The sequence below is a fragment of the Actinomadura opuntiae genome, from assembly GCF_030283205.1.
Classification (GTDB): Bacteria; Actinomycetota; Actinomycetes; order Streptosporangiales; family Streptosporangiaceae; genus Spirillospora.
In genome coordinates this window covers 176,076-200,665 of sequence record NZ_JASNWF010000018.1, presented here as the reverse complement: position 1 = coordinate 200,665, position 24,590 = coordinate 176,076, and the positions used below count along the sequence as shown (strand labels likewise).

Annotated in this window: 22 protein-coding genes; 14 read left to right on the top strand and 8 right to left on the bottom strand. The window is 72.3% G+C overall.

What is annotated here, in order from left to right; translation table 11 throughout:
* The first annotated feature begins 187 nt into the window (after nt 1–187).
* From QP089_RS34550 to QP089_RS34535, 4 genes are all read left to right on the top strand, one after another.
* Nucleotides 188–802, top strand: a complete 615-nt coding sequence (locus tag QP089_RS34550) for a mycothiol-dependent nitroreductase Rv2466c family protein (RefSeq protein WP_285917478.1) — start codon at nt 188–190, stop codon at nt 800–802.
* A 93-nt stretch (nt 803–895) separates the two neighbouring features.
* The gene (locus QP089_RS34545) at nt 896–1,843 is read left to right on the top strand and encodes an ATP-binding protein (protein WP_285917477.1); all 948 of its coding nucleotides are present in this window, start codon (nt 896–898) and stop codon (nt 1,841–1,843) included.
* A gap of 45 nt (nt 1,844–1,888) precedes the next feature.
* Nucleotides 1,889–3,022, top strand: coding sequence for a hypothetical protein (locus QP089_RS34540; RefSeq protein ID WP_285917458.1), 1,134 nt, complete (start codon nt 1,889–1,891; stop codon nt 3,020–3,022).
* 101 nt (nt 3,023–3,123) lie between these two features.
* The gene (locus tag QP089_RS34535; protein WP_285917456.1) at nt 3,124–3,600 is read left to right on the top strand and encodes a ribose-5-phosphate isomerase; all 477 of its coding nucleotides are present in this window, start codon (nt 3,124–3,126) and stop codon (nt 3,598–3,600) included.
* Nucleotides 3,601–3,637: 37 nt separating this feature from the next.
* On the opposite strand, the gene QP089_RS34530 is transcribed toward QP089_RS34535, so the two are convergent.
* The gene (locus QP089_RS34530) at nt 3,638–3,907 is read right to left on the bottom strand and encodes a hypothetical protein (protein WP_285917454.1); all 270 of its coding nucleotides are present in this window, start codon (nt 3,905–3,907) and stop codon (nt 3,638–3,640) included.
* Nucleotides 3,908–4,045: 138 nt separating this feature from the next.
* Between QP089_RS34530 and QP089_RS34525 the strand changes: the two genes are divergently transcribed.
* Entirely contained in the window at nt 4,046–5,164 is a 1,119-nt protein-coding gene (locus tag QP089_RS34525) for a PP2C family protein-serine/threonine phosphatase (protein ID WP_285917453.1), read from the top strand.
* A gap of 25 nt (nt 5,165–5,189) precedes the next feature.
* Here the strand turns inward: QP089_RS34525 and QP089_RS34520 are convergent, their stop codons facing one another.
* Nucleotides 5,190–6,491, bottom strand: a complete 1,302-nt coding sequence (locus tag QP089_RS34520; protein ID WP_285917452.1) for a serine/threonine-protein kinase — start codon at nt 6,489–6,491, stop codon at nt 5,190–5,192.
* A gap of 404 nt (nt 6,492–6,895) precedes the next feature.
* Between QP089_RS34520 and QP089_RS34515 the strand changes: the two genes are divergently transcribed.
* Nucleotides 6,896–8,260 carry a sensor histidine kinase gene (locus tag QP089_RS34515; RefSeq protein ID WP_285917450.1) on the top strand — a complete coding sequence of 455 codons (1,365 nt, stop codon included), beginning with the start codon at nt 6,896–6,898 and terminating at the stop codon, nt 8,258–8,260.
* A 13-nt stretch (nt 8,261–8,273) separates the two neighbouring features.
* On the opposite strand, the gene QP089_RS34510 is transcribed toward QP089_RS34515, so the two are convergent.
* Nucleotides 8,274–9,698 carry an amidase gene (locus QP089_RS34510; RefSeq protein WP_285917448.1) on the bottom strand — a complete coding sequence of 475 codons (1,425 nt, stop codon included), beginning with the start codon at nt 9,696–9,698 and terminating at the stop codon, nt 8,274–8,276.
* A 106-nt stretch (nt 9,699–9,804) separates the two neighbouring features.
* Here QP089_RS34510 and QP089_RS34505 point away from each other — a divergent pair, with 106 nt between their 5' ends.
* The gene (locus QP089_RS34505; RefSeq protein WP_285917446.1) at nt 9,805–11,283 is read left to right on the top strand and encodes a carboxyl transferase domain-containing protein; all 1,479 of its coding nucleotides are present in this window, start codon (nt 9,805–9,807) and stop codon (nt 11,281–11,283) included.
* Between the two features lie 49 nt (nt 11,284–11,332).
* Nucleotides 11,333–12,034, top strand: coding sequence for a type 1 glutamine amidotransferase (locus QP089_RS34500; RefSeq protein WP_285917445.1), 702 nt, complete (start codon nt 11,333–11,335; stop codon nt 12,032–12,034).
* A gap of 13 nt (nt 12,035–12,047) precedes the next feature.
* On the opposite strand, the gene QP089_RS34495 is transcribed toward QP089_RS34500, so the two are convergent.
* Both QP089_RS34495 and QP089_RS34490 read right to left on the bottom strand, forming a co-directional pair.
* Nucleotides 12,048–12,314: a hypothetical protein gene (locus QP089_RS34495; protein WP_285917444.1), complete on the bottom strand. Its 267-nt coding sequence runs from the start codon at nt 12,312–12,314 to the stop codon at nt 12,048–12,050.
* 117 nt (nt 12,315–12,431) lie between these two features.
* Nucleotides 12,432–13,130, bottom strand: a complete 699-nt coding sequence (locus QP089_RS34490; RefSeq protein ID WP_285917443.1) for a gamma-glutamyl-gamma-aminobutyrate hydrolase family protein — start codon at nt 13,128–13,130, stop codon at nt 12,432–12,434.
* 200 nt (nt 13,131–13,330) lie between these two features.
* Here QP089_RS34490 and QP089_RS34485 point away from each other — a divergent pair, with 200 nt between their 5' ends.
* From QP089_RS34485 to QP089_RS34475, 3 genes are read left to right on the top strand one after another with little or no spacing between them, the layout of a single operon-like run.
* Nucleotides 13,331–14,779 (top strand): aldehyde dehydrogenase, encoded by a 1,449-nt coding sequence (locus tag QP089_RS34485; protein ID WP_285917442.1) that lies wholly within the window; start codon nt 13,331–13,333, stop codon nt 14,777–14,779.
* On the top strand, nt 14,767–15,669 hold the full coding sequence (locus QP089_RS34480; protein WP_285917441.1) for a DODA-type extradiol aromatic ring-opening family dioxygenase: 903 nt from the start codon (nt 14,767–14,769) through the stop codon (nt 15,667–15,669). The genes QP089_RS34485 and QP089_RS34480 overlap by 13 nt, the downstream gene beginning before the upstream one ends.
* Nucleotides 15,669–16,514, top strand: coding sequence for a fumarylacetoacetate hydrolase family protein (locus QP089_RS34475; protein WP_353070659.1), 846 nt, complete (start codon nt 15,669–15,671; stop codon nt 16,512–16,514). The genes QP089_RS34480 and QP089_RS34475 overlap by 1 nt, the downstream gene beginning before the upstream one ends.
* 60 nt (nt 16,515–16,574) lie before the next feature.
* Here the strand turns inward: QP089_RS34475 and QP089_RS34470 are convergent, their stop codons facing one another.
* Nucleotides 16,575–17,507 (bottom strand): TIGR03619 family F420-dependent LLM class oxidoreductase, encoded by a 933-nt coding sequence (locus QP089_RS34470; RefSeq protein WP_285917439.1) that lies wholly within the window; start codon nt 17,505–17,507, stop codon nt 16,575–16,577.
* Nucleotides 17,508–17,576: 69 nt separating this feature from the next.
* On the bottom strand, nt 17,577–18,149 hold the full coding sequence (locus tag QP089_RS34465) for a MarR family winged helix-turn-helix transcriptional regulator (protein ID WP_285917438.1): 573 nt from the start codon (nt 18,147–18,149) through the stop codon (nt 17,577–17,579).
* 160 nt (nt 18,150–18,309) lie between these two features.
* Here QP089_RS34465 and QP089_RS34460 point away from each other — a divergent pair, with 160 nt between their 5' ends.
* The 3 genes from QP089_RS34460 (at nt 18,310) to QP089_RS34450 (ending at nt 22,510) form a co-directional block, all read left to right on the top strand.
* On the top strand, nt 18,310–19,764 hold the full coding sequence (locus QP089_RS34460) for an APC family permease (RefSeq protein ID WP_285917437.1): 1,455 nt from the start codon (nt 18,310–18,312) through the stop codon (nt 19,762–19,764).
* A 27-nt stretch (nt 19,765–19,791) separates the two neighbouring features.
* Nucleotides 19,792–20,592: an SAM-dependent methyltransferase gene (locus tag QP089_RS34455; RefSeq protein ID WP_285917436.1), complete on the top strand. Its 801-nt coding sequence runs from the start codon at nt 19,792–19,794 to the stop codon at nt 20,590–20,592.
* Between the two features lie 646 nt (nt 20,593–21,238).
* Complete coding sequence (locus QP089_RS34450) at nt 21,239–22,510, top strand: HNH endonuclease signature motif containing protein (RefSeq protein ID WP_285917435.1); 1,272 nt, start codon at nt 21,239–21,241, stop codon at nt 22,508–22,510.
* Between the two features lie 1,149 nt (nt 22,511–23,659).
* On the opposite strand, the gene QP089_RS34445 is transcribed toward QP089_RS34450, so the two are convergent.
* The gene (locus QP089_RS34445; protein WP_285917434.1) at nt 23,660–24,586 is read right to left on the bottom strand and encodes a LysR family transcriptional regulator; all 927 of its coding nucleotides are present in this window, start codon (nt 24,584–24,586) and stop codon (nt 23,660–23,662) included.
* Nucleotides 24,587–24,590 lie beyond the last annotated feature (4 nt).

Genomic DNA, 24,590 nt, shown 5'->3' with positions numbered 1-24,590 from the left:
GGCTTAATTCTTTGCTGACCCCATGTCTACCAACCGGCCGGGGACCAGGTCCGCGCGCCACGGCCTTCCGGGCCGTCCGGAACGGGAAACCGGGCGGGCGGGGACGGGCGGGAATCGACGCGGTGGGCGCCGGGTTGTCCGAGGGGAGATCTCACCGATGATGCTCGAGCAGCCATAGGAGACGACGTTGCCGCAGGACGCTCCCACCCCGGTGGACTTCTGGTTCGACCCGCTGTGCCCATGGGCGTGGATCACCTCGCGCTGGATCCTGGAAGTGGAGAAGCTGCGCCCGATCCAGGTGCGCTGGCATGTGATGAGCCTGTCCGTCCTCAACGAGGACAAGGACGTCCCCGAGGAGTACCGCAAGGGCCTGGCCGACGCGTGGGGGCCGGTGCGCGTGTGCATCGCCGCCGAGCAGAAGTACGGCTCGGACGTGCTGGGCCGGCTCTACACCGAGCTCGGCACCCGCCGCCACCACGAGCGGCAGAAGTTCACCCGCGAGTACTTCGAGGCGGCGCTGACCGCGGCGGGCCTGGACCCGGCGCTCGCCGACGCCGCCGACTCCACCGCCTACGACGAGGCGGTCCGCGCGTCCCACAAGGACGGCATCGACCGGGTCGGCCAGGAGGTCGGCACCCCGGTGATCGAGGTCGAGGGCAGCGCGTTCTTCGGCCCGGTCGTGTCGCCGATCCCGCGCGGCGAGGCCGCCGCGAAGCTGTGGGACGGCGTGGTCGCGGTGGCCTCGACGGACGGGTTCTTCGAGCTCAAGCGCACCCGCACCCGGGAGCCGATCTTCGACTGATCGGCCGTTCCGGTTGCCTCGCCGGTGCCCCTCCGCCAGACTCGGTGCTCCGAGAAAATGGCAACGGTTTTCATATCCGTTTAGGGGGCATTCGTGAAGGTTGCGTTCGTCGGCAAGGGCGGCAGCGGCAAGACCACCCTCTCGTCGCTGTTCGTCCGGCACCTCGCGCTGCGCGGGCTGCCGGTGGTCGCCATCGACGCCGACATCAACCAGCACCTCGGCGCGGCGCTCGGCCTCGACGAGGACCGGGCCGCCAAGATCCCGCCGCTCGGCGCCCGCCTCACCGAGATCAAGGACTGGCTGCGCGGCGGCAACCCGCGCATCGGCTCGGCGTCCACCATGGTGAAGACGACCCCGGCGGGCACCGGGTCGCGGCTGCTGCGGCTGCGCGGCGACGACCCGGTGCACGCGCTCGGGCAGGAGGTGAACGGCGCGACGCTGCTGGTCACCGGCCCGTTCGAGGACGACGACCTCGGCGTGGCCTGCTACCACTCAAAGACCGGCGCGGTCGAGCTCTACCTCAACCACCTGCTGGACGGCCCCGGCGAGTACGTCGTGGTCGACATGACCGCGGGCGCCGACACCTTCGCCTCCGGGCTGTTCACCCGGTTCGACCTGATGTTCCTGGTCGCCGAGCCCACCCGGAAGGGCGTCGGCGTCTACCGGCAGTACGTCGAGTACGCCCGCGACTACGACGTCGCCATCCGCGTCGTCGGCAACAAGGTGCAGTCCGAGGACGACGTCGCCTACCTGCGCGAGCACGTCGGCGACGACCTGCTGGTCTGGCTCGGCCAGTCCGCCGCCGTCCGGGCGATGGAGCAGGGCCGGTCCGGCGCCGTGCTGGAGGACGGCAACGAGGCCGCGCTCGGCCGGATGCTCGCCGAGGTCGACGCCCGGCCCAAGGACTGGGACAAGTTCCAGCGGCAGGCCGTGGAGTTCCACCTCAAGAACGCGCGCAGCTGGGCCAACCGGGCCACCGGCGAGGACCTCGCCGCGCAGGTCGACCCGGAGTTCCGCTTCCCGGTCGCCTACGCCGGGTGACATCGGGCCTACCGGCGGCCCATGAACCGCACTACTCTGCCCGCCATGACGACGCGGCGGATGTTCATGATGTCGGGCGGCTCGCTGGTGCCGCTGCTGGTGCTGGCCCTGCTCGTCGGCAACCAGTGGGTCGTCGACGGGATCAACAAGAGCGGCTTCAAGTTCGACGAGGGCCTCGGCCCGCTGGTGTCGCACCTGTTCTTCGTCGCCTGGCGCTTCACCCCGCCGCGCGGGCTGGACTGGCGCTTCGTCGTGTCGGACGACTTCAGCACGCTGCTGCTGTTCGCCCTGGTGGCGGTGCTCGTGCTCGCCGGCGCCCGGACGGTCGACCCCGAGCGCGGCGTGCTCGGCGCGCTGATCACCGGATGGTGGGCCACGGTCGTCGCGGGCGGCATCGCGGGCGGCGTCGCCGGGCTGCTGCTGAAATGGTCGGTCAAGTACTCCGACGGGTCGGTGAGCCGCAACTTCTTCGAGTCGCTCCAGGCGGGTGCGGCCTCGGGCCTGCTTTACGGATGGCTCGCGGGGGTCGGCGCGCTGGTGGGCTTCCTGCTCAGCCGTCCGCGCGGCCAGGCCGCGCCGCAGTTCGGTCAGTACGCGCCGCAGCAGCAGCCCTACAACCCGCAGCAGCCGTACGCTCCGCAGCAGGCCGCGCCCATGCAGCAGCCTTACGCCCAGCAGCCGTTCGCGCCGCAGCCCTACGCCCCGCAGCAGGGGCAGCAGGGCATGCAGCAGCCGATGCAGCAGGGCATGCAGCAGGGCATGCCGATGGCGAGCGACCAGGCGGGCCTGCCGCCGCAGCACCCGGCCGCCGTTCCCTACGTCCCGCCGGCCCGCCCGTCGCAGTCGCCCGCGTGGGGCGGCGTCCCCGTCCCGCCGCAGCAGCCGGACGCCCCGGCCTCCGAGGCCGCTCCGCAGGCGTCCGAGGCGGCGGTGGAGCCGCCGGCCGAGCAGGCGGCCCCCGAGCCGGAGGAGGCCAGAGCGCAGGACGGCGAGCCCGCGCAGCACGAGCCGCAGGACGCCGTACCCGACGACGCGCCCGCCGACGAGGCGTCGTCCAAGGACGCAGGGCACGACGACGGCGGGGACGAGGAGGACGACCTGCGGCTGCCCGACCGGACGCGGGCCGACCGCAAGCCCGACCTGCCCCGCGACGCGGGCCCGATGCCGCCGCCCATGTGATCGCCGCCGGTCACGGGCGGTGCGGCGGCGTCCGGCGCGTGTGAAAAGGGCCTCATGACCCGGGCGCGCGCCGCCGCGCGCGGGCCTGCGAGAATCGGCCCATGCGCGTGTTTCTGGGAACCGACCATGCCGGCTTCGAGCTGAAGGAGCACCTGGTCTCCTGGCTGAAGGCCAACGGGCACGAGCCCGTCGACTGCGGCGCGTTCGCGTACGACGCAGTGGACGACTACCCCCCGTTCGTGCTGCGGGCGGCCGAGCGGACGGCGGCGGAGCCCGGCACGCTGGGCATCGTGATCGGCGGCTCCGGCAACGGCGAGGCGATCGCGGCCAACAAGGTCAAGGGCGTGCGCGCCGCGCTGGTGTGGAACGAGGAAACCGCGACGCTTGCCCGCGAGCACAACGACGCGAACGTGATCAGCCTGGGCGCGCGGCAGCACGACGCCGGCACCGCGACCCGGTTCGTCGAGCTGTTCCTGAGCACGCCGTACTCCGGTGAGGACCGGCACACCCGCCGGATCACCATGCTGGGCGACTACGAGCGGACCGGCGAGCTGCCGCCGCTGCCTGACGAGGGCTGACCCCGGACGCGCGCTCCGATCCGGCGGGCGCCGCGGCCTACAGCTCGTTCTCCGGGACCTTCCGGGCGCCGCCGCGCTTGCCGAGGCGGCGCCGCTCGTTCTTGGCGGCGCGGGAGCGGCGGGCCGGTTCGGTGCGCCGGGGCTCGCCGCGCTCGCCCGTCCCGGCACTTCCGGACGTCCCGGACGCCCCGTCCGCCCGGCGGGCCGCGCCCGGCGCGGGGTCCGGCGCGCCGTCCGGCCGCGGGCGCGAGACGTCCCGCGCCCGCATCGCCGCGTCCACGGTGATGCGCATTCCCGGCTGCCCCATATGCCATCTCCCTCGCGTTCCAGAACTTCGACCCAAAACGGTCCTACCCATCTGGAACGGAGCTGGATCGTTGCAACACGTCACCGGTCGGCCAGATGGCCGCCGGTCGTCACGAATGCTCGATACAGTGCGGGAGACATGCTTCAACGACTGGTGCAGCTGCTTCCGCCGGGGGTCCGCGCCTTCCTGCGCAGGATCCCGCTGCTCGTCGCGCTGTACCGGGCGTTGCGGCAGGGAAAGCTGACCCGGGAGCGGTACGTCTTCGCCGCGCTGGCCGTCGCGGCGATCGCGATCGGCATCGCGACGGCGGACGACACGCGCGGGCTCGCGCCGTCGGGCGCGCTGGTGCTGATCGTGCTGGGCGGCGGGCTGCTGCTGAAGGTGCGCAGTCTCGTCGCGCTGCTGTTCGTCGTGGTGGCGATGGTGTCCTACGACGCCTGGCGGGACGTCGCGGCGATCGGCCCCGGCATCGTCGCGACCCTGACGATCACGGCGGTGCTCGCGCTGACCCTCGCGCGGACCCGCCAGCAGCTCGGCGTGCAGGGGCTGCGCGGCGACTCGATGCTGCTGGAGCTGCGCGACCGGCTGCGGCGGCAGGGCGAGCTGCCCGAGCTGCCGGAGGGCTGGGGCGCGCAGGTGGTGATGCTGCAGGCGGGCGGCTCCTCCTTCGGCGGCGACTTCGTGGTGTCGTCCCTGGAGGGCGACTCGCTGGAGGTGGCGCTGGTCGACGTGTCGGGGAAGGGCACCGACGCCGGCACCCGGGCGCTGATGCTGTCGGGGGCGTTCGGTGGGCTGCTTGGATCGATCCAACCCGACCGCTTCCTCCCGGCCTGCAACGTCTACCTCCAGAAGCAGCGCTGGGACGAGGGGTTCGTCACGGCGGTGCACGTCGTCGTCGACCTGGCGACCGGGGAGTACACGGTCGGGTCGGCCGGGCACCCGCCCGCCGTCCAGTTCGACGCGAGCAGCGGCGCCTGGCAGGTCAGCCCGGCCAAGGGCGTCGTCCTCGGCGTGGTGCCCGACCTGCACTGCGTCCCCGAGCGCGGCAAGCTGCGTCCCGGCGACGCGCTGATGCTCTACACCGACGGCCTGGTCGAGTCGCCCGGCAGCGACCTCGACGCCGGGATCGACCGGCTGCTCGGCGAGGCCGAGCGGCTCGTCCCGCAGGGGTTCGGCACGGGCGCGCGGGAACTGGTCGAGAGGATGGCGGCCGCCCGCGACGACGACTGCGCCCTCGTCCTCATCTGGCGCACCTAGTCCCCGTCGAGACGGGCGGGGCGTGTCAGCGCTTGTGCTTGCCCTTGCCCTTCGCGTGCTTGGCCTTGTGCTTCGGGGCCGGCTTGGGCGTGTGCTTGAGGACGGGCTTGGACGTGTGCGTCCGTGCGGGCGTCGACCGCTTGGACGGGCGGGGCGCCCCCGCCCGCGCCTTCTTCGTCGGGTGGACGGACACCGTGGGCGTCGGCAGCGGCGTCGAGGCGTGCGCGTGCGGATCGCCCTTGCCCTGCGTCAGGCCGAGGATGACCGCGCCGACCAGGACGGTCCCCGCGGCGGCGCCGGCGGCGGCGAGCACCCGGTTGCGGTTGATGGCGAGCGTGCCGGCGATGCCCATCGGGTTGAACGCCCGCGTCTCGGTGGACGCGCCGCCGTCATCGGCCATCGCCGGATGCGGCGTCCCCGGCGTCCCCCCGGACGGGGCGGGCGTCCCGCCGGACGGGACCGGCCGGACCGGGGCGGGCGCCCCGTCCGGCGGGGCCGCCGGCCAGTCGCCCGCCTGCGGCTGCTCCACCAGCGTGAGCAGCAGGTCCGAGGCGCTCGGCCGGGCGGCCGGATCGTGCGCGAGCGCGGACCGCACGGCCGGGAGCAGCGGCTCGGGCAGCCCGGACAGGTCGGGAGCGGCGTCGGTGACGCGCAGCGCCTCGGGGTCGCCGCCGAACGGCATCCGCCCGGTGCCGGCGTGCGCGATCAGGCAGCCCCACGCGAAGATGTCGGCGGCCGGGGTCGCCGGGCCGCCGCGCAGCACCTCCGGCGCCATCCAGCCGGGCGTGCCGAGGACCTTCCCGGTCGCCGCGGTGACGCCGCCGGAGTCCTGGCTGCGCGCGATGCCGAAGTCGATGACCCGGCAGCCCGACAGCGTCAGCATCACGTTGGCGGGCTTGAGGTCGCGGTGCACCAGCCCGGCGGCGTGGATCGCGGCCAGCGCCGAGGCGACGCCGACCGCCACCCCGTGCAGGTCGGCGGGCGGCAGCGGCCCGCCGGTGCTGAGCCGCTGGTGCAGGGAGATGCCGCCGACGTAGTCGGTGACGAGGTAGGGGCGGCCGTCGTCCTCGCCGTGCGCGAGGACCCGCGCGGTGCAGAACGAGGCGACCCGGCTCGCCAGGTACGCCTCGTCCTTGAACCGCTGCCGGAACGACTCGTCCCCGGCAAGGTGCGGATGGATGGTCTTCACCGCGACGCGCCCGCCGGACACGGGGTCGGTGCCGAGGTACACGGTGCCCATGCCGCCCGAGCCGAGCCGGCCCAGCAGCGTGTGCCCGCCGACCATGCGCGGGTCCGCGGGCTCGAGCGGCCGAATGTCTCCGTCCATGGCGGTCTTCCGACTCCCTTGCGTCTCCTGGGTCCATCCATCCCCGTTCGTTCGGGAATTATGGCGCGTTCCCCCAGGAAGAACTGGAAACGTGATCGTCACGTCGATGTAGCGTCCAGTCCACAGGGGACGGGCAGAGTGGGATCTGTTCGACAGCGAGCCCGATCCCGTCGGATTTTCCTCCTCGGCGCGCGGGCGGCGGGCCCGCTGGCGGCACCGAAGGCGATGCCCGCGCGGGCGGCACCCCAGGGGTGGGAGGCGCCGCCGGCGCGGGCATCGGCCACCCGCGGGCGAGGTTTCATCGGGCAATGGCCCGGTAACAACCTGTTCTGCGCACTCCTCCCGGGCGCTGGGACGCGGCGCCGCGCCGGGCGCCTCGCGACGGGGAGGGGGAGAGCGCCGGGGTGCGGGTTCTCGGGGTCAGGCTGTCGCCCTCCTGCTGGTCGGTGCGGGCCCGGATCACCGCCGCCGCGACGCTGATGGTCGGCCTCGTCCTGGTGGCGGGCGTCGCCATCTTCTACACGGCCGTCCAGCACACCGTGTACAGCGGCCTGCACCAGCGCGGCGACCTGGTCGTCGAGGACCTGGTGTCGCTGGTGCGCGACACCGACCCGCGCGGCCTGCTGCGCGTGCAGGACCCGGACTTCTCGCTGCTGCAGGTCGTCGACCAGCACGGCCGCGTGGTCGCCTCCAGCGACGCGCTGCGCGGGCGGCGGCCGCTGAAGGTGCCGTCCCCCGACGTCGTGGGCCGCGCCGAGGACCACATCGTCCACGGCGAGGCCATCAACGCGGACGTGTACGTGGTCGAGGAGCGCATCCGGACGTCGTTCGGGTACCGGACCGTCTACGCGGGCGCGCCCCTCACCGAGCTGACCCGCAACAAGGGCGCCTTCATCGGCCTGCTCATCGGCGCGGTGCTGACCGGGACCGCGCTGGTCGCGTGGATCGTGGCGGGCGCGGTGCGGCGGGCGCTGCGGCCGGTGCGGGTGATGAGCGACGAGCTGGCGAACATCACCGGCGGCGAGCCCGGCCGGGTGACCGTCCCGGACCCGGCCGACGAGGTGGCGGAGCTGGCGCAGTCGGTGAACCTGACGCTGCACCGGCTGGAGGCCCTGCTGGACCGGCAGCGCGCGTTCGTCGGGGACGTCTCGCACGAGCTGCGCAGCCCGCTGACCGGGCTGCGGATGCAGCTGGAGCTGGCGCTCCAGCATCCGGAGGACGAGGACTGGCCCACGGTGGCGCGGGCGGCGCTCGCGGACGCCGACCGGCTGCAGGGCATCGTCTCCGACCTGCTGATCCTGGCCAAGCTGGGCGCGGGCGTGCACGTCGAGCGGGAGCGGGTCGACTTCGGCGCGCTGGTGCGGGCGGAGGCGTCGCGGCGGGACCGGCGCGTCCCGGTGGAGATCGACGTGGCGGAGGGCATCGCCGTGCGCGCCACGCCCGAGCAGCTGGTCAGGCTGCTGACGAACCTGCTGGACAACGCCGAGCGGCACGCCCGGTCGCGGATCTGGGTGAGCGCGGCACGGGACGGCCCGGACGCGGTGCTGGAGGTGCGCGACGACGGGTCGGGCATCCCGCCGGAGGACCGCGAGCGGATCTTCTGGCGGTTCCAACGGCTGGCCGAGGGGCGGCGCCGCGACAAGGGCGGCACCGGCCTCGGCCTGACCATTTCCCGCGACATCGCCCGCGCGCACGGCGGGACGCTCGTGGCCGCCGACGGCGACGGCGGCGCCCGGTTCGTCCTGCGGATCCCGGCGGAGGACGACTAGCGGCCCTGCGCGGTCAGGCGAAGGCGGGGCGGCGGCGGGCGTGCCCGGTGGCCTGCTCGAACGCGTGCCCGATCCGCAGGACGGCCAGGTCGGCATGGTGCGGGCCGACGATCTGCAGCCCGACGGGCAGCCCGGTGGAGGTGAACCCGGCGGGCACCGACAGCGCGGGCGACCCGGTCGCCGACACCAGGAAGCACGACCGCATCCATTCCAGGTAGTCGGGCATGGCCTGCCCCGCGACCTCCTCCGGGTACTCCAGGTCCGCGTCGAACGGCGGCACCTGGCTGACCGGCAGGAGCAGCGCGTCGTAGCGCTCGAAGAACGCGCGGACGCGGTGGAACAGCGCGGTGTGCAGCACCTCGGCGCGCCCGAGGTCGGCGGCGGTGAGGGCGCGCCCCTCCTCGATGTTGCGGGCGAGGGACGCCTTGAAGTCGGCGCGGCGCTCGTCCAGCAGCGGACCGAGGACGATGTCCCAGTGCCAGGCGCGCAGCGCCCGGAACACCTCGTCGGCGCCGGTCAGGTCGGGGCACGCCTCCTCCACGACGCAGCCGAGGTCGGTGAAGGCCTTCACGGCCGGTTCGAGGACGGCGGTGACGGCGGGATCGACCGGGACCGTTCCGCCGAGGTCGGGCGACCACGCCAGCCGCACGCCCGCCATGTCCCGTTCCAGGGGGACGGCGAAGGCGGAGCCGGGCGTCTCCAGCGCGATGGGGCTGCGCGGGTCGGGCCCGGCGAGCACCGACAGCAGCAACGCCGCGTCCGCGACCGACCGGGCCATCGGGCCCTGCACGCCCATCGTCGACCAGCCCGCCGCGACCGGCCACGACGGCACCCGGCCCGGCGAGGGGCGGAACCCGACCACGTTGCAGAACGACGCGGGATTGCGCAGCGAGCCGCCCATGTCGCTGCCGTCGGCGAGCGGATGCATCCCGCACGCCAGCGCCGCCGCCGCGCCGCCGCTGCTGCCGCCCGCCGACCGCGCGAGGTCGTAGGGGTTGCGGGTCAGCCCGAACACCGGGTTGAAGGTGTGCGACCCGGCCGCGAACTCCGGCACGTTCGTCTTGCCGAGCGTGATGACGCCGGCGGCGCGCATCCGCTCGACGACCAGCTCGTCGGCTTCCGGGACGTGGTCGGCGAAGATCGGCGACCCGGACGTGGTGCGGATCCCGGCGGTGGCGTGGGTGTCCTTGTGCGCGACGGGCAGCCCGTGCAGCGGCCCGACGTCCGCGCCGGACGCCAGGCGCTCGTCGGCGGCGCGGGCCTGGTCCGACGCCCGTTCGGCGACGAGGGTGACGATGGCGTTGACGTGCGGGTTCGTCCGTTCGATCTGGTCGAGGTGGGCCTGCACGACCTCCCGCGCGGACAGCTCGCGGCCGCGCAGGCGGCGGGCGAGGTCGCGGGCGGAGGAGAAGCAGATCTCGTCGCGTTCGGAGGGCAACGGCGGTTCCCTTCCCTGAGCTGTGGGCGTTTCCAGTGTCCACCCCGGGTGACCGGCCGGCCGCGCGCGCGGTCATGATTCTGGTGGGACCGACGGAAGGAGCCGCGTGGCGGAACGGGTCGGGGCGCGCGAGCTGCTGCGCCGCGTGCTGGACGAGGACGGCTGGACCTCCTGGGACGTCCCGCCCGCCGGGGAGCCGGAGCCGGGGACCCCGTACGGGGACGACCTCGCCGCCGCCCGCGACCGCGCCGGCACCGACGAGGCGGTCGTCACCGGCGAGGGGCTGCTGCGCGGCCGGCGCGTGGCGTTCGTGGTGTCGGAGTTCCGGTTCCTGGCCGGTTCGATCGGGCTGGCCACCGCGGACCGGATCGTCGCGGCGGTGGAGCGCGCCACCGCCGAGGGCCTGCCGCTGCTCGCCGCGCCGTCCTCGGGCGGGACGCGGATGCAGGAGGGGACCGCCGCGTTCGTCCAGATGGCCCGGATCACCGCCGCCGTCATGGCGCACCGCGCGGCCGGTCTGCCCTACCTGGTCTACCTGCGGCATCCGACGACGGGCGGGGTGTTCGCGTCGTGGGGGTCGCTCGGCCACGTGACGGCCGCCGAACCCGGCGCGCTCATCGGGTTCCTGGGGCCGCGCGTGTACGAGGGCCTGTACGGGGAGCCGTTCCCGCCGGGAGTGCAGGTCGCCGAGAACCTGGCGGCCAAGGGACTGGTGGACGCGGTCGTGGGGCTGGACGACCTCGCGGAGGTGGCGTCGCGGGCGCTGTCGGTCCTGTGCGCGCGCCCGCCTCGGGACGGCGGCGACGCGGTGCCCGGTCGCGCGCCCGCCTGCGACGACGACGCGTGGGACTCGATCGAACGGTCGCGCCGCCCGGACCGTCCCGGCGTGCGGGAACTGCTCCGCCACGGCGCCGCCGACGTGACGCCGCTGTCGGGCACCGGGCAGGGCGAGGCGGGACGCGGCCTGACGCTCGCGCTGGCCCGGTTCGACGGCGCGCCGTGCGTGCTCGTCGGCCAGGACCGGCGCAGCCAGCGCGACGGGCACGCGCTCGGCCCCGCCGGGCTGCGCGTGGCGCGGCGAGGCATGGGACTGGCCGCCGAACTCGGGCTCCCGCTGGTCACCGTGGTGGACACGCCGGGCGCGGTGCTGTCCGCCGAGGCCGAGGAGGGCGGGCTCGCCGGGGAGATCGCCCGCTGCCTCGCCGACCTCGTCACCCTTCCGGCCCCGACGCTGTGCCTGCTGATGGGCGAGGGGACGGGCGGCGCGGCGCTCGCGCTGCTGCCCGCCGACCGGGTTCTGGCGGCGCGGCACGCGTGGCTGGCTCCGCTGCCGCCGGAGGGCGCGTCGGTGATCGTGCACCGGACGGCGTCGCGCGCGGCGGAGATGGCGGCGTCGCAGGGCGTCCGCTCCGCCGACCTGCTGCGGGACGGCCTGGTGGACGCGCTGGTCGACGAGCGTCCCGACGCCGCGGACGAGCCCGAGGAGTTCTGCCGGCGCGCCGCCGCCGCGATCGGGCGCGAGCTGTCCGGGCTGGCCCCGGGCACCGCCGCGAGCCGCCAGGCCCGGTACCGGCCGTCCCGTTGACCCCATTTCGTTTGGGTACGTACGATTTGCGGGACGCGAAGGAGGTCCCGTGCGCGCCCTGCTCATCCAGCACGACCACGTCTCGCCCGCCGGCCCGGTCGTCGACCGGCTCGCCGCGCGCGGCTACGCCGTCGAGGAACTGCCGGTCGTGCCCGCCGACCGGCACCTGACGCCGGACGTCCGCGTGGAGTACCCCGACCCTCTCGACTGGGACCTCATCGTCCCGATGGGCTCGCCGTGGTCGGTGAACGATCCGGGCGTCGCGTCATGGGCCGTCCCGGAGCTGGCGATGCTCGCCAAGGCGCACGCCGCCGGTGTGCCGCTGCTGGGCGTCTGCTTCGGCGGCCAGGCCCTGGCGGCCGCCCTCGGCGGCCGCGTCGAACGCGCGCCCCGTCCGGAGATGGGTTGGGTGGACGTGCAGACCGACGACCCCTCGCTCGTCGGACCCGGTCCCTGGTTCCATTTCCACTACGACCGGTGGATCCTGCCGCCCGGCGCCGTCGAGATCGCCCGCAGCGAGGTCTGCTCGCAGGCGTTCGTGCTCGGCCGCACGATGGGCGTGCAGTTCCATCCGGAGATCACCGTCGCCGAGTTCGACCTCTGGCTCGCCCACGGCGGCGACGCCGAGATACGCGCCGCCGGCGCCGACCCCACCGCGATCATGACCTCCCTGCGCCGCACCGAGATCGCCTCGATCGCCCGCACCACCACCCTCCTCGACGCCTACCTCGCCCGCATCGCCACCACCTGAACAGGCCCGGCCCTCAACGACCCGGCTCCTGGTCGGCGGGGTCGTCGTCTGTGTCCTGGAGGGACTCGGCTGAGGTGCGGTGGCGGTGCCATGGGCGGGTGCGCGGCAGGTGGCGGGTGCCTCGGCGGCGGCGCGGGACGGTCGAGGCCACGATCGCGGCGAGCGCGGCCAGGGCGGCGAGCGCCACGAGAGTCCACGCCACGAGCCGGTGGGCCTTGCAGGTCGGTGCGGAGAGCAGGCCCGCGACGGCCGGGCGGCCGGGCTCGGTGTTGTCCGGCATGTCGATCGCTTTCCTGTCCTGAGGGATCCCCCTGACGCCCTCTTTGGCAACAGCATGTCATGACTCGACCACGCTCCGCATCGGGGCGAACCCTTACAGGGCCCGGCGTGCGGAGGGTCACACAGGGCGGCTCGCGGAGGCCTGGACCAGGGCGGTGAAGAGGGCCTGCTGGGCCGGGTCGGACGCGGCGGTGTCCTCGGGATGCCACTGGACGCCGAGGAACCAGCCGCGCGGATCGGCGAGTTCGGCGGCCTCCGCGGTCCCGTCGGCGGCTCGGGCGGTGGGGGTGAGGGCGGTGGCCAGGGTCGCGATCGCCTGGTGGTGGTAGCAGGACGCGGTGACCTGCTCGGTCTCCACGGTCTTGGCCAGGAGCGTGCCGGGAGCGACGTCCACCGGGTGGACCTTGTGCCGATGGTGGGGGTCCATGTGCTGGGCGAGGGTGCCGCCGAGGACGGCGTTCACCACCTGGAGGCCGCGGCAGATCGCCAGAGTGGGCAGGCCCGTCTCCAGAGCGCGGGCGGCGACGGCGAGGTCGAAGGCGTCCTGCGCGTCGTCCACGTCGTAGAGGGCCTCGTGCTCGGTCGTGTCGCCGTAGTGGCGCGGGTGCAGGTCGCCGCCGCCCGGCAGCAGCAGGCCGTCGCAGCGGTCCAGGCGGGACGGGTCGAACGGCACGGCGGGATGCATGACGAACGGCTCGCCGCCTGCCCGATAGACGGCCTCCACGAGCGCGCGGGAGGCGACCTCCGCCCGGTAGCGCAGGGCGGACGCGCTCGTGGAGAAGCGGGCGGGCAGGGCGATGAGGGGGCGGTGCGTCACAGTTCGATCCAGGTCGTCTTGAGATCGGTGCCGGTGTGCGCGGCGAGCGCGGCGGCCCGGTCGAGCCACTCCCGGTACGGGACGTCGGTCACGGGTGCCCTCCTGGGCTCGTTTGGGACCGAACATTAACCCGGCCGGGTTGACCTCCGCCATCCCGGCTTCCTAGATTATTTGGGACCAAACAAACTGGAGGTGCAGCGATGGCAGCAGTCGCCGGCGTCGCCGTCGAGCCCGGCCACTGGATCGGCGGCGAGCGCGTCAGCGCGGCGGGCGCGTTCGAGGACGTCTCGCCGATCGACGAGCGGCCGATCGCCGAGATCGCCCGGGGCGGACCGGGCGCGGTGGACGCGGCGGTGGACGCGGCGCGCCGGGCGTTCCCCGCCTGGTCGCGCACGTCACGGGAGGAGCGGGCGCGCCTGCTGCACGCCATCGCCGACGGCGTCGACAAGCGCGTCGAGGAGCTGGCGCAGGTCGAGACCGCCGACAACGGCGCGCTGATCCGCTCGCACCGGCGCGGCGTGATGCCGCGCGTCGCGCACAACTTCCGGTTCTTCGCCGACTGGCTGCTGAGGCTGGGGCATGAGGATTTCGACACGCGGGGGCACATTAACCATGTGAGCTGGGACCCTGCGGGGGTCTGCGCGCTCATCACCCCGTGGAACGCGCCGCTGATGCTGGCCACATGGAAGATCGCGCCCGCGCTCGCGGCCGGGAACACCGTCGTGCTCAAGCCCGCCGAATGGACGCCGCTGACCGCGTCGCTGCTCGCCGGCATCACCGCCGAGGCCGGGCTGCCGGACGGGGTGTTCAACGTCGTCCAGGGCTACGGGGCGGAGGTCGGCGGCCCGCTCACCGCCCACCCGGACGTCAGGCGGATCAGCTTCACCGGCTCGGTGCCGACCGCCAAGGCGATCGCCGCGGCTGCCGCCCCGAACCTGACGCCGCTGTCGCTGGAGCTGGGCGGCAAGTCGCCGCTGCTGGTGTTCGCCGACGCCGACCTCGATCTGGCCGTCGACCTGGCCGTCGAGCAGTACGACAACGCCGGGCAGGTCTGCCTGGCCGCGACGCGGCTGCTGGTCGAGTCGTCCGTCGCGGGGGAGTTCACCGAGCGGTTCCTGGCGAAGGTCGCTGCGCTGCGGCAGGGCGATCCGCGCGACGAGGCCACCGACATAGGCCCGCAGATCCACCGTCGCCACCTCGAACGCGTCGGCGGGTTCGTCCGGCGCGCCATGGACGCGGGCGCTCAGGCTCTGCTCGGCGGCGGGCCCAACGAGGAGCTGGGCGGGCTGTACTACCGTCCGACGCTGCTCACCGGGGCCCCCGAAGGCGCCGAGATCCTCACCGAGGAGGTGTTCGGGCCGGTGCTGACGCTCCAGACGTTCGACACCGAGGACCAGGCCGTCGCCATGGCCAACGGTACGCGCTTCGGCCTCGCCGCCACCCTCGCCACCGGCGACCCGGAACGCGCGCGGCGCGTCACCTCGCGGCTCGTCGCGGGGACGGTCTGGGTGAACTGCTTCTTCGTCCGCGACCTGCGCGCGCCGTTCGGCGGGGCCCGCGAATCGGGCATGGGACGCGAGGGCGGAGACTGGAGCTTCGATTTCTACTGCGACGTCAAGAACACGGTGACGGCTCCATGGGCGAGGTAGTCGGCGCGGGGCTCCTCGCGCACGTCCCCACGATCGTCCTGCCCGAGGTCACCCGCCGCGAACTCAACCACGGCGAGGACACCACGCTCGTGTCGGGCCTGAAAAGGCTCCGCGCGGATGTCTTCGAGAGCGACGACTACGACACCGTCGTCGTTCTCGACTCGCACTGGGCCACCACCGTCGAATTCGTCACGACCGCGCAGGAACGCCGCGCCGGGCTTTACACGTCCGAGGAACTGCCGCGCGGCATGTGCCGCATGCCGTACGACTTCCCGGGCGACCCGGAATTGGCGCGCGCGGTTGCGGGCTTCGCCGACAAGCACGGGACGTGGATCACCGCGATCGACGATCCCTATCTGCCGATCTTCTACGCGACGGTCAACCTGTGGACGCACCTCGGCGTGCGCGACGACCCCTACCTCGGCCTCCCCGGCAAGCGGTGGATGTCGATCGGGGTGTGCCAGACCGCCGACACCGAGGACTTCCTGCGCCTCGGCCGCGCCCTCGGCGACGCGATCGCCGCGACCGACCGGCGCGTGCTGCTGATCGCGTCCGGCGCGCTGTCGCACACGTTCTGGCCGCTGCGCGCCATCCGCGGCCACGAGGCGGCCGGCCCCGAGCACATCTTCACTCCCGCGGCGCGCGCCGCCGACGAGCAGCGCATCGCCTGGCTGCAGAACGGCGACCATGCGCGGGTGCTCGACACCATGCCGCAATTCCTCGCCTTCAAGCCCGAGGCCCGCTTTGGGCATTACCTGATGATGCTCGGCGCCCTGGGGGAGCACGCCTGCACCGCCCCCGGACGCCTATACAGCCAATACGAGAACTCCGTCGGAACGGGCCAGGTGCACATCTGGTTCGACCGCCCCCAGAACGGATGGACTTCCTGATGCCCGAGTACCGACGGATACTGCTGGACGGAGCCGCGACGCAGGTGATCCGGGACGGCGACGAGCTGCTCAGTGCGGACGGCCGCCGGGTGCGCGCCGACGCCGCCGTCCACCTGCCGCCGTGCGAACCGTCCAAAGTCGTCGCGGTGCATCTCAACCACCGCAGCCGGGTCGAGGAGTTCCAGACGAAACTGCCGCCCGCGCCGACCTATTTCCACAAGCCGGTGTCGGCGCTGAATTCGCACGGCGGGGCCGTGGTGCGTCCGGAGCGCTGCAAATACCTCAACTACGAGGGCGAGATCGCCATCGTCATCGGCCGGGCCGCTCGCAACATCACGCGGGAGGAGGCCGGCGACTACATCGCGGGTTACACCGTTGCCAACGACTACGGCCTCCACGACTTCCGCGACACCGACGCCGGGTCGATGCTGCGCGTAAAAGGGTCCGACACGCTGTGCCCGCTCGGGCCCGGGCTGGTCACCGGCTGGGATTTCCGCGGCAAGTATCTGCGCACGTATGTGAACGGCGAATTGGTGCAGGACGGCAGCACCGACGAGATGGAATGGGACATGCACTATCTCGTCGCCGACATCGCCCGCACCATCACGCTTTACCCGGGAGACGTGCTGCTGTCCGGCACGCCGGCGAACTCGCGTCCCGTTGCGCCCGGCGACGTCGTGGAGGTCGAGGCGGAGGGGCTCGGACGGCTCCGCAACCACATCGTCGCAGGTCCGGTGCCGATCCGGGACGACTGCGGCGCGCAGCCGACCGAGTCGGAGGAGGTCGTCTCCACTGCGTTCGGCGGCGACTGGGAATTCCGCGGTATCCGCAAACCGCGCCGCTGAATCAAAGGATCCGGGCCTGTGCCGCGCAAGCAGGCCCGGACGTTCTTCGCCCTTTCCGGCTCAGGGCAGCAGCGCCTCGGTGCGCTTCACGACCTCGCGGCAGAACGCGCCCACGCCGTCCGGGTCGTCGGTGAACTGCGACGGCTTGATGCAGAAGGTCGTGAATCCCTGGGCGAGCTGTTCCGGGATGCTCTCCAGAGCCGGTTCGAGCGGGGAGACCGAGTCGTCGTCGGGGAACACAGGGCGGCAACCGCCGATCATTTCCAGGTCGGCCGCGTCCCGTCCGGCGGCCGCCATTCCCACCCTCAGCCGCTCCAGTTCGTCCGGGGTCGGACGACCCAGCGGATGGAAACCGTGCCCGTACTTGACGAGCCGGTCCAGGAGCCGGTCGTGCATGTGCTGCCCGCCGAACCACATGCGCGGCCCGTCCGGACGGTAGGCGCGGGGCTCGAAGTAGACGTCCTCGAATGCGAAGTGCTTCCCCTGGTAGGAGACGGGCGAACCGCGCCAGAGCAGGTTCCAGATCTCCAGCTGCTCGTCGAGGATCGCGCCGCGCTTGGTGAACGGGACGCCGAGCGCGGCGTACTCGTCGCGGCTCCAGCTCACCGTCGGCTGGACGACGAGGCGGCCCTCCGACAGCAGGTCCAGCGTGCCGATGTCGCGCGCGAGGGCCAGCGGGTGCTTCAGCGGCGCGAGGACGGCCGCGGCGGCGAGCCGGATCCGGGAGGTGACCGAGGCGATCGCGCCGAGCAGCATCAGCGACCCCGGCCACGGCGTGAACGGGTCCTGGTTGCCCGGCAGCGCGTACTCGCGGGGGTTGCCCATCACGCCGTCCGCGCCCGCGTCCGGGCCGAGCACGACGTGCTCGCTGACCATCACCGCGTCGAAGCCGGCGTCCTCGGCCTCGCGCGCCCAGCGGACGAGCACGGGCAGGTCGCGGCCGGTGGTCAGGGTCCAGTTCTCGCTGAGCACGAGCACGAAGCGGGGAGTCATGGGCGCATCGTAAGGGCCCAAACGATCAGCGGCAAGGGGTGCGCGGATGGTCGTCGGGGGTGCGGGTGGTCAGGTGCGCGGGCGGCGGCCTGAGCGGCGCGGAGGGAACGGCGACTCGGCCCGCAGCGCCTCGCGCCGCTCGTCGCCCGCCTCCTCCAGGTGCTCGACCACCGAGCGCAGCGTCTGCGCGAGCGTCCGGTTCTCGTCCCCGCTGAGGCGCTCCACCACGAACGCCTCCTCGGCGTTGAACGCCGGGAACAGCCCGCGCATCAACTCCTGGCCCTTGTCGGTCAGCCGCAGCAGGACGAGCCGGCCGTCCGTCGCGTGCGAGCCGCGCTCGATCAGGCCGCGCCCTTCCAGCGTCTTGACCACGCCGGTGAGCGTGCCCTTGGAGATGCCGGCCTCCTCGGCGACGTGCCGGGTCTCCATCTCGTCCCAGATCCACACGACCCACAGCACGACGAAGGCGGTCCACGTCAGGTCCGCGGCGCGCAGCACCGAGCTCTCGAAGTGCTGCCGGATCGCGGCGGCGGCGCGGTAGATGTTGGAGACCGCCATCATCGCGTCGTGGCGCAGTGGCACGTCGCCGAGCCGCCGCTGGATCGCCTGCTCGGTCTCTTGCAGTGTGTGATGGCCGGTCACGTGCGTCCTCCCCGGATGCGGCCCGGCGCCTTCGCGCGGGCCGACAGCGAATCTACCCTTGTCCGGCGTCGTTTGAGCCCGTACGATCCACGTCGAGCAAACTCGTGCGGGCCCAAACGATCTTCTCGGACGGTGGTCCGCACCGGCACTGGAGCCGCACATGGCGATCCCCGAAGTCGTGTCCCCCTCGTCCTCCGGCACCGGACGCCGCCGCATCGGCGTCCCCGAGATCGTGTTCTTCGTCGTCGCGGCGTCGGCCCCGCTGACCGTCGCCGCCGGCGGCCTGCCGACCTCCTTCGCCGTCACCGGCGTCGCCGGCATCCCGCTGCTGTACGTGGTCCTCGCCGTGCTGCTCGCCGTCTTCACCGGCGGGTACGCGGCGATGAGCCGCTCCATCACCAACGCCGGCGCCTTCTACGCCTACATCACCCACGGCCTCGGGCGCGTCGCCGGAGTCGGCGCCGCCTTCGTCGCGCTCATCTCCTACAACACGATGCAGATCGGCCTGTACGGGCTGTTCGGCTTCACCACGGCCGACCTGCTGAAGACCAAGACCGGCCTCGACCTGCCCTGGTGGACGGTCGCGCTGCTCGGCGTCGCTGTCGTCGCCGTCCTCGGATTCCGGCGCGTCGACCTCAACGCCCGCGTCCTCGGCGTGCTGCTCGCCGTCGAATTCCTCACCGTGCTGGTCTTCGACCTCGCCCAGATCGCGGACGCGCCGTCCGGGGTGTCGCTCGCCCCGCTCGGCCTCCACGCCGCGAGCGACGGCGCGATCGGCGCCGCGTTCTGCTTCGCCATGGCCAGCTTCATGGGCTTCGAGGCTGCCGCCCTCTACAGCGAGGAATGCCACGACCCGCGCCGGACGGTCAGCCGCGCCACCTACATCGCCGTGGCCGTCATCGGCGTCTTCTACGCGTTCACCGCCTGGGCGATGACCGTCGGCACCGGCACGTCCAGCATCATCGGACGCGCCCAGAAGGAAGGCCCCAGCCTCGTTTTCGAACTCTCCGAAGAGCACGTCGGGAAACTCTTCGCCGACCTCGCGCAGATCTTCCTCGTCACCAGCCTTTTCGCGGCGCTGCTGTCATTCCACAACGCGGTCGCCCGCTACTTCTTCTCGCTCGGCCGCGAAGGCGTCCTTCCGGCGCCGCTCAGCCGGACGCATGCCAGGCACGGCTCACCGCACATCGGATCGCTGACCCAGACCGTGCTCGCCGCCGTCGTGGTGGCGGTCTTCGCCTTCTCCGGCAGGGACCCGGTCCTCACCCTCTTCAACTGGTTCACCAATCTCGGCGCGCTCGGCGTCATTCTGCTGCTGGCCCTGACCTCGGCGGCCGTGGTGGCCTACTTCGCCCGCGACCACCGCGGCGAGAACATCTGGAACCGCCTCATCGCACCGGCCGTCGCCTGCGCCGGCCTGGGCGCCGTCTTCGTCGCCAGCCTCCTCAACTTCGACGCGCTCCTCGGCGCCGAGAAGGGATCGGCGCTCACCTGGGCGCTTCCCGGACTCATCTTCGCCGCCGCCATCCTGGGCGCGGCCTTCGCCGCCTATCTGCGCTTGGCCCGTCCCCGCATCTACGCCCGCATCGGCGACCCGGACGCTAAATTGGCCTGAAAACCCAATGATCCGGGAGCCGCCGCCGTGACCGAAAATCCCCCCATCGACACCTCGGTTCCGCATTCGGCGCGGGTGTGGAACCATCTGCTCGGCGGAAAGGACAACTACGAGGTCGACCGGCAGGCCGCCGAACAGTTCCGCGCCATGTTCCCCCAGATCGTCGACATCGCCCGGGCCGACCGCGCCTTCCTCGGCCGCGCCGTCCGCCACCTCGCCGGCGAGGCCGGGGTCCGGCAGTTCCTCGACATCGGCACCGGCCTGCCGACCATGGACAACACCCACGAGGTCGCCCAGCGGACCGCGCCCGAAGCGCGCATCGTCTACGTCGACAACGATCCGCTCGTCCTGGTGCACGCGCGGGCGCTGCTGGCCAGCAGCCCCGAAGGCGCGTGCGACTACGTCCACGGCGACCTGCGGCACCCCGAGGCCATTCTCGACAAGGCCGCGGCGACCCTCGACTTCACCCGTCCCGTCGCCATCATGCTGCTGGGCGTCGTCCATTTCGTGCACGACGATGACGAGGTCCGCCGCATCCTCACGCGCCTGCTGGACGCCGTCCCTGCGGGCAGCCACCTGGCCATCACCCACGCGACCCTGGACTTCGACAAAGGCCGGACCGCCCAGGCCGAAGCCCAAGCGGACTGGAACGAGAAGTCGGCCAACCCCATGGTGCCGCGCGGCCGGGATGCCATCGCGGGCTTCTTCGACGGACTGGAACTGCTGCCGCCCGGGGTCGTCTCGATGTCCCGGTGGCGTCCTGAGGGGGACAGTAGGGCAGAACCCGCCGAGGTTCCTGGCTATGGCGCTGTGGGTCGGAAGGTTTGATCGTGGTGGGTTTGGGTTTCTAGGGGTCTGCTCTCGCTGGTTTTGATCTGGGTGGGCTCGTCATTGTGGGGACGGGCGGCAACTTTTTGGGCGGTGTGTGGTGGCTCGGGCTTGGTTGGGGGCTTAATTCTTGGTGTGTTGGTGTGTTGGTGTGTTGGTGTGTTGGTGTGTTGGTGTGTTGGTGTGTTGGTGTGTTGGTGTGTTGGTGTGTTGGTGTGTTGGGTCGTGGGGTGTGGAGCGGTAGGCGTAGGCGGGAAGTCGTCTGGACGCTAAAGGGTGTTCGGCTGAGCGGCAAGAAGGGTGTTCGGGCGGTGGGGTGGCGCTGGCGTACGGGGCCGCCCCTCCAAAGTCAAGGGCGCCTTCGGCGTCGCTTCGCGATGGACTTCGTCCACCCTTGACTTTGGAGCCTCTGCGGCCCCTGAGGCAGCGCCAAGGGGCAGGCTCCGCCTGCCCCGCCCCGGGTCGCGCCACCCCACCGCCCCCCTCCGTCCGCGTGCTCGACAAACCACCCCAAAGGAACAATTCGCCGACCAGGTAAAGGCGGGGGAATTCGGGGCGCACTGAGCAATATTTTTCCACTGATCAGCAAAGAAAGAAGGCCCCCGCTCGGCGCGCAATTGTCGGTCACTTGGGGTACACTTTAGGTATGCAGTCAGTGACGGTCGACCTTGCGGGCGCGTCCACCATGGAATTGGTGAACGCGCTCTCGACGATCGCCACTGAACTCGCCCAGCGAGAGGCCCCCGAATCGGCGGCCGCGTGTCTGGAACTCACCGAAGGCCTGGCCGCCGCCTGCGATATGCAGGAAAGCGCACTGGCTGGATTCATCGGCCGCGTCGATGCCACCGGCGAGCAGCAGCGCTGGGGATTCCCCTCCACCCGGGCCTGGCTGCGGTCCCGGCTGGGCATGCGGGAGAACCGCGCCAAAGAACGCCTGACCTTGGCGCGGCAACGCCGCCGCCTGCCGCAGGTCGCCGAGCAACTGGCAGCCGGAGAGCTGTCCTACGGCTACGCCGCCACGGTCGCTGACTCGGTGGCCCGTTTGGACGACACCGACTGTGCCAAGGCAGAGAACAAGTTGCTGGAGATGGTCGGGCAGGGGTTCTCGCCGGGGAAGATCGCGGTGTTCGGCCACCGGATCCGCGACGTCATCGCCGAACGCGATGACACCGAGCGCGAACCAGAGGAAGTCAAGCGCGGCTACGCCAAGTCCTGGATCACCAGCTCCGGTTCCCTGGACGGCGGCCGGTACATCAAGGGCTGGCTGAACGCCGAAGACGCCGCCATCTGGGACGGCACGCTGGCTCCGCTTGCGAAGCCGGCCGGGCCCGAGGACCACCGCGATGTCGCCGAGCGAACGGCGGCGGCGCTGTCGAGTGTGCTGTCGGGCGGACACAAGGCCACCAAGGTCACCGTCATCTGCGACCTCGAAACCCTCACCGGCGGCAACGCTCCGGGCCACCTCATCGACGGGACGTCCATCCCGGCCGAGCAGGTACGCCGCATCGCCCTGTCAGCCGGAGTCTCACCCCTGATCCTGGGACGCGACCACAACCCGCTGTACCTCGGCTACCGGGAACGGTTCGCCAGCCCCGCCCAACGCCGGGTCCTGGAGACGCTCTACCCGACGTGTGCGGTGCGGGAGTGCGAGATCCCCGGGACGCTGTGCGAGGTCGACCACGTCCACGGCTGGGCACTCGGAAACTCACCCACCGACATCGACCAGCTCACCCTCACCTGCGGATGGCACAACCGCTTCAAACACACCAGCCCGAAGCAGATCGGGATCAGTAAAGATCCGGACGGGCGGTATGTGTACCGGCTGCTGCCACCACCCGACGCCCGAAGAACCCGGACCGGGAGCGGTCCGCCAGGCTCACTCGGCCCACCCGATCCCGCCATCACCTGGGCCGCGTAACCCACACACCCACGGTTCGCCCGAATCCATCCGGGATCTCGGGCGAACCGGCATGCCCACATCACCCCTCCGCCCTCCGCTACTCCACTGACACCCGCTGCACCACACCGCAACGAGACGAGACGATCAGCAGCCCCGCCCGGCCAGGCAGCCTCAGCCGCCCGTTCCATTAGTGGCCGAACGAATTGCCACATGCCCCGTCTGCGGGCGTGCCTACACCAAACCGGCCGACGGCCGATCACACTCCCACTCACGCCAGGCCTCGGACCGCTGGTGACCAGGCCGCACGCACATAGTCGCCCTTGTCCATGGCGCTGGCCTCGGTGCCCATCTGCGTACTGGCGCGCCCAGACGGGCACCATGCTCATTGCACCGTGAGCAGCTCAGCCGCCACGCCCACAGTCCCAGCCGTCGCGTGCGCCTGACCACAGCACTTGCTCGGCATTCGCCCGTGTCGCATGGACTGCACCAGACCTCGCCGCCGCAGCCTTGGTTGCTCGTATTTGAGCCTCGCTTCCTGCAGCCCCACTGCTCGGCCGGTTGCGGTGGGAGCGCCGGGCAGGGCCTTCACCTGCGTCCTGGCCGTGTTGCGCGCCTGGCTTTTCTTCTGTATCCAGCAAATCCGTACCAACGCCATCGGTAATCGCAGGGAAAGCCCGTGATCAATTCCCGCCTCGCCTGGTAGTTACCGGTGCGGCGGCGGTAGTGGTCTGCTCGTGGAGATCGCTCGCCTCTTGGTCCTCTGGTTCGGGGGCGGTGGGGTGGCGCGACCCGGGCGGGGCAGGCGGAGCCGGCCCCGTACGCCAGCGCCACCCCACCGCACGGCCAACCCCTCGCCTCTGCCCTGAACAGCCAAACCGACCATTCAAGGATCCCGAACACGACTTTGCTTGCCAGTCCCTTCATGTCAGGGGCCCGCACATTCCATCGCACAACAAGATGCCCGTCGGATCCATTGCGCTCACCACTTGGTTGATGGCCGAGAACGCCTCACGGCCCACTGTCCCGACCCTGCCCTTCACCACCGAATAGCCGAGCCGGTCCTCATGGCGCGTCGCATATTCCCCTCAACTTGCCGCCCTGCATTAGGTGTCCGCTATGACGAAAGCGCACAGACTTGCGACGGCCGAGTAAGCGGCCCAGCGATTTCTAGGTTGGTTGGCGGGACCACTCCGGAGTCCAGGTGCCAGCGGCAGACGCAGGATGGCCGAGGTGGTCGCGGAGGGCGGTGAGGGCGGGGTGCGGGTTGTCGCGGTGCCAGATCAGCGAGTGCGGGTAGACGGGCGTCGGGCCCTGGACGGGGACGCGCCGCAGGCCGTGGTCGGCGGGCCAGACCAGCCGGGTCCGGTCGCCGGCGAAGGTGGCCAGGGTGGCGGAGTCGGCGATGGTGTCGAGCAGCGGTTCCAGGCCGAAGCTCGGGCCGACGGAGTCGATGGTGAGGCCGAAGGCGGCGGCGAGGTCGGCGTAGAAGGCGGCCCATTCGGTTCCGGCGACGATGCCGGGCATCCAGATGCGGTGTCCGGCGAGGTCGGCGGGGCGGACGGCGCGGGCGGCGGCGAAGGGGTGAGCCGGGCCGGTGATGAGCTGGATGGGCTCGTCGAGGACGCGGATGGTCTCGACGCCGGCGGGGAGTCGGGCGGGTGCGGTGACGGCGCGGAAGGAGGCGTCGATCGTGCCGGAGGCGATCGCCTCGACGGCGGCGTCGGCGTCGAAGAGGGTCACGACGTCCAGCCGGATGCCGGGGTGGGCGCGGTGGAAGTCGCGCAGCAGCGCGGCGGCGGCCAGCCGCCGGCCGATGACGTCGACGCGGAGCGCGCGGCGGCCGGGGCGGACGGAGGCGATGGCGCGCTCCTCGGCCTGGAGGAGGGCGCGGGCGTGGGGGAGGAACGCCTGGCCGTCGATGGTGAGGCGGGCGCCGCGCGCGGTGCGGGTGAACAGGCGGACGCCGAGGTCCTTCTCCAGCGCGGCGATGCGCTTGGAGACGGCCTGCTGGGTGATCGACAGTTCCGCGGCGGCGTCCTGGAACCGGCCCGCGTCCGCGGCGGCGGCGAACGTCCGCACGGCTTCTAGGTCCACGCCG

Excerpts from the sequence above, each read along its gene's own strand:
- QP089_RS34540 (WP_285917458.1), top strand. The coding sequence starts at position 1,889 with ATGACGACGCGGCGGATGTTCATGATGTCGGGCGGCTCGCTGGTGCCG.
- QP089_RS34535 (WP_285917456.1), top strand. The coding sequence starts at position 3,124 with ATGCGCGTGTTTCTGGGAACCGACCATGCCGGCTTCGAGCTGAAGGAG.
- QP089_RS34530 (WP_285917454.1), bottom strand. The coding sequence starts at position 3,907 with ATGGGGCAGCCGGGAATGCGCATCACCGTGGACGCGGCGATGCGGGCG.
- QP089_RS34525 (WP_285917453.1), top strand. The coding sequence starts at position 4,046 with ATGCTTCAACGACTGGTGCAGCTGCTTCCGCCGGGGGTCCGCGCCTTC.
- QP089_RS34520 (WP_285917452.1), bottom strand. The coding sequence starts at position 6,491 with ATGGACGGAGACATTCGGCCGCTCGAGCCCGCGGACCCGCGCATGGTC.
- QP089_RS34495 (WP_285917444.1), bottom strand. The coding sequence starts at position 12,314 with ATGCCGGACAACACCGAGCCCGGCCGCCCGGCCGTCGCGGGCCTGCTC.
- QP089_RS34485 (WP_285917442.1), top strand. The coding sequence starts at position 13,331 with ATGGCAGCAGTCGCCGGCGTCGCCGTCGAGCCCGGCCACTGGATCGGC.
- QP089_RS34480 (WP_285917441.1), top strand. The coding sequence starts at position 14,767 with ATGGGCGAGGTAGTCGGCGCGGGGCTCCTCGCGCACGTCCCCACGATC.
- QP089_RS34475 (WP_353070659.1), top strand. The coding sequence starts at position 15,669 with ATGCCCGAGTACCGACGGATACTGCTGGACGGAGCCGCGACGCAGGTG.
- QP089_RS34470 (WP_285917439.1), bottom strand. The coding sequence starts at position 17,507 with ATGACTCCCCGCTTCGTGCTCGTGCTCAGCGAGAACTGGACCCTGACC.
- QP089_RS34460 (WP_285917437.1), top strand. The coding sequence starts at position 18,310 with ATGGCGATCCCCGAAGTCGTGTCCCCCTCGTCCTCCGGCACCGGACGC.
- QP089_RS34450 (WP_285917435.1), top strand. The coding sequence starts at position 21,239 with ATGCAGTCAGTGACGGTCGACCTTGCGGGCGCGTCCACCATGGAATTG.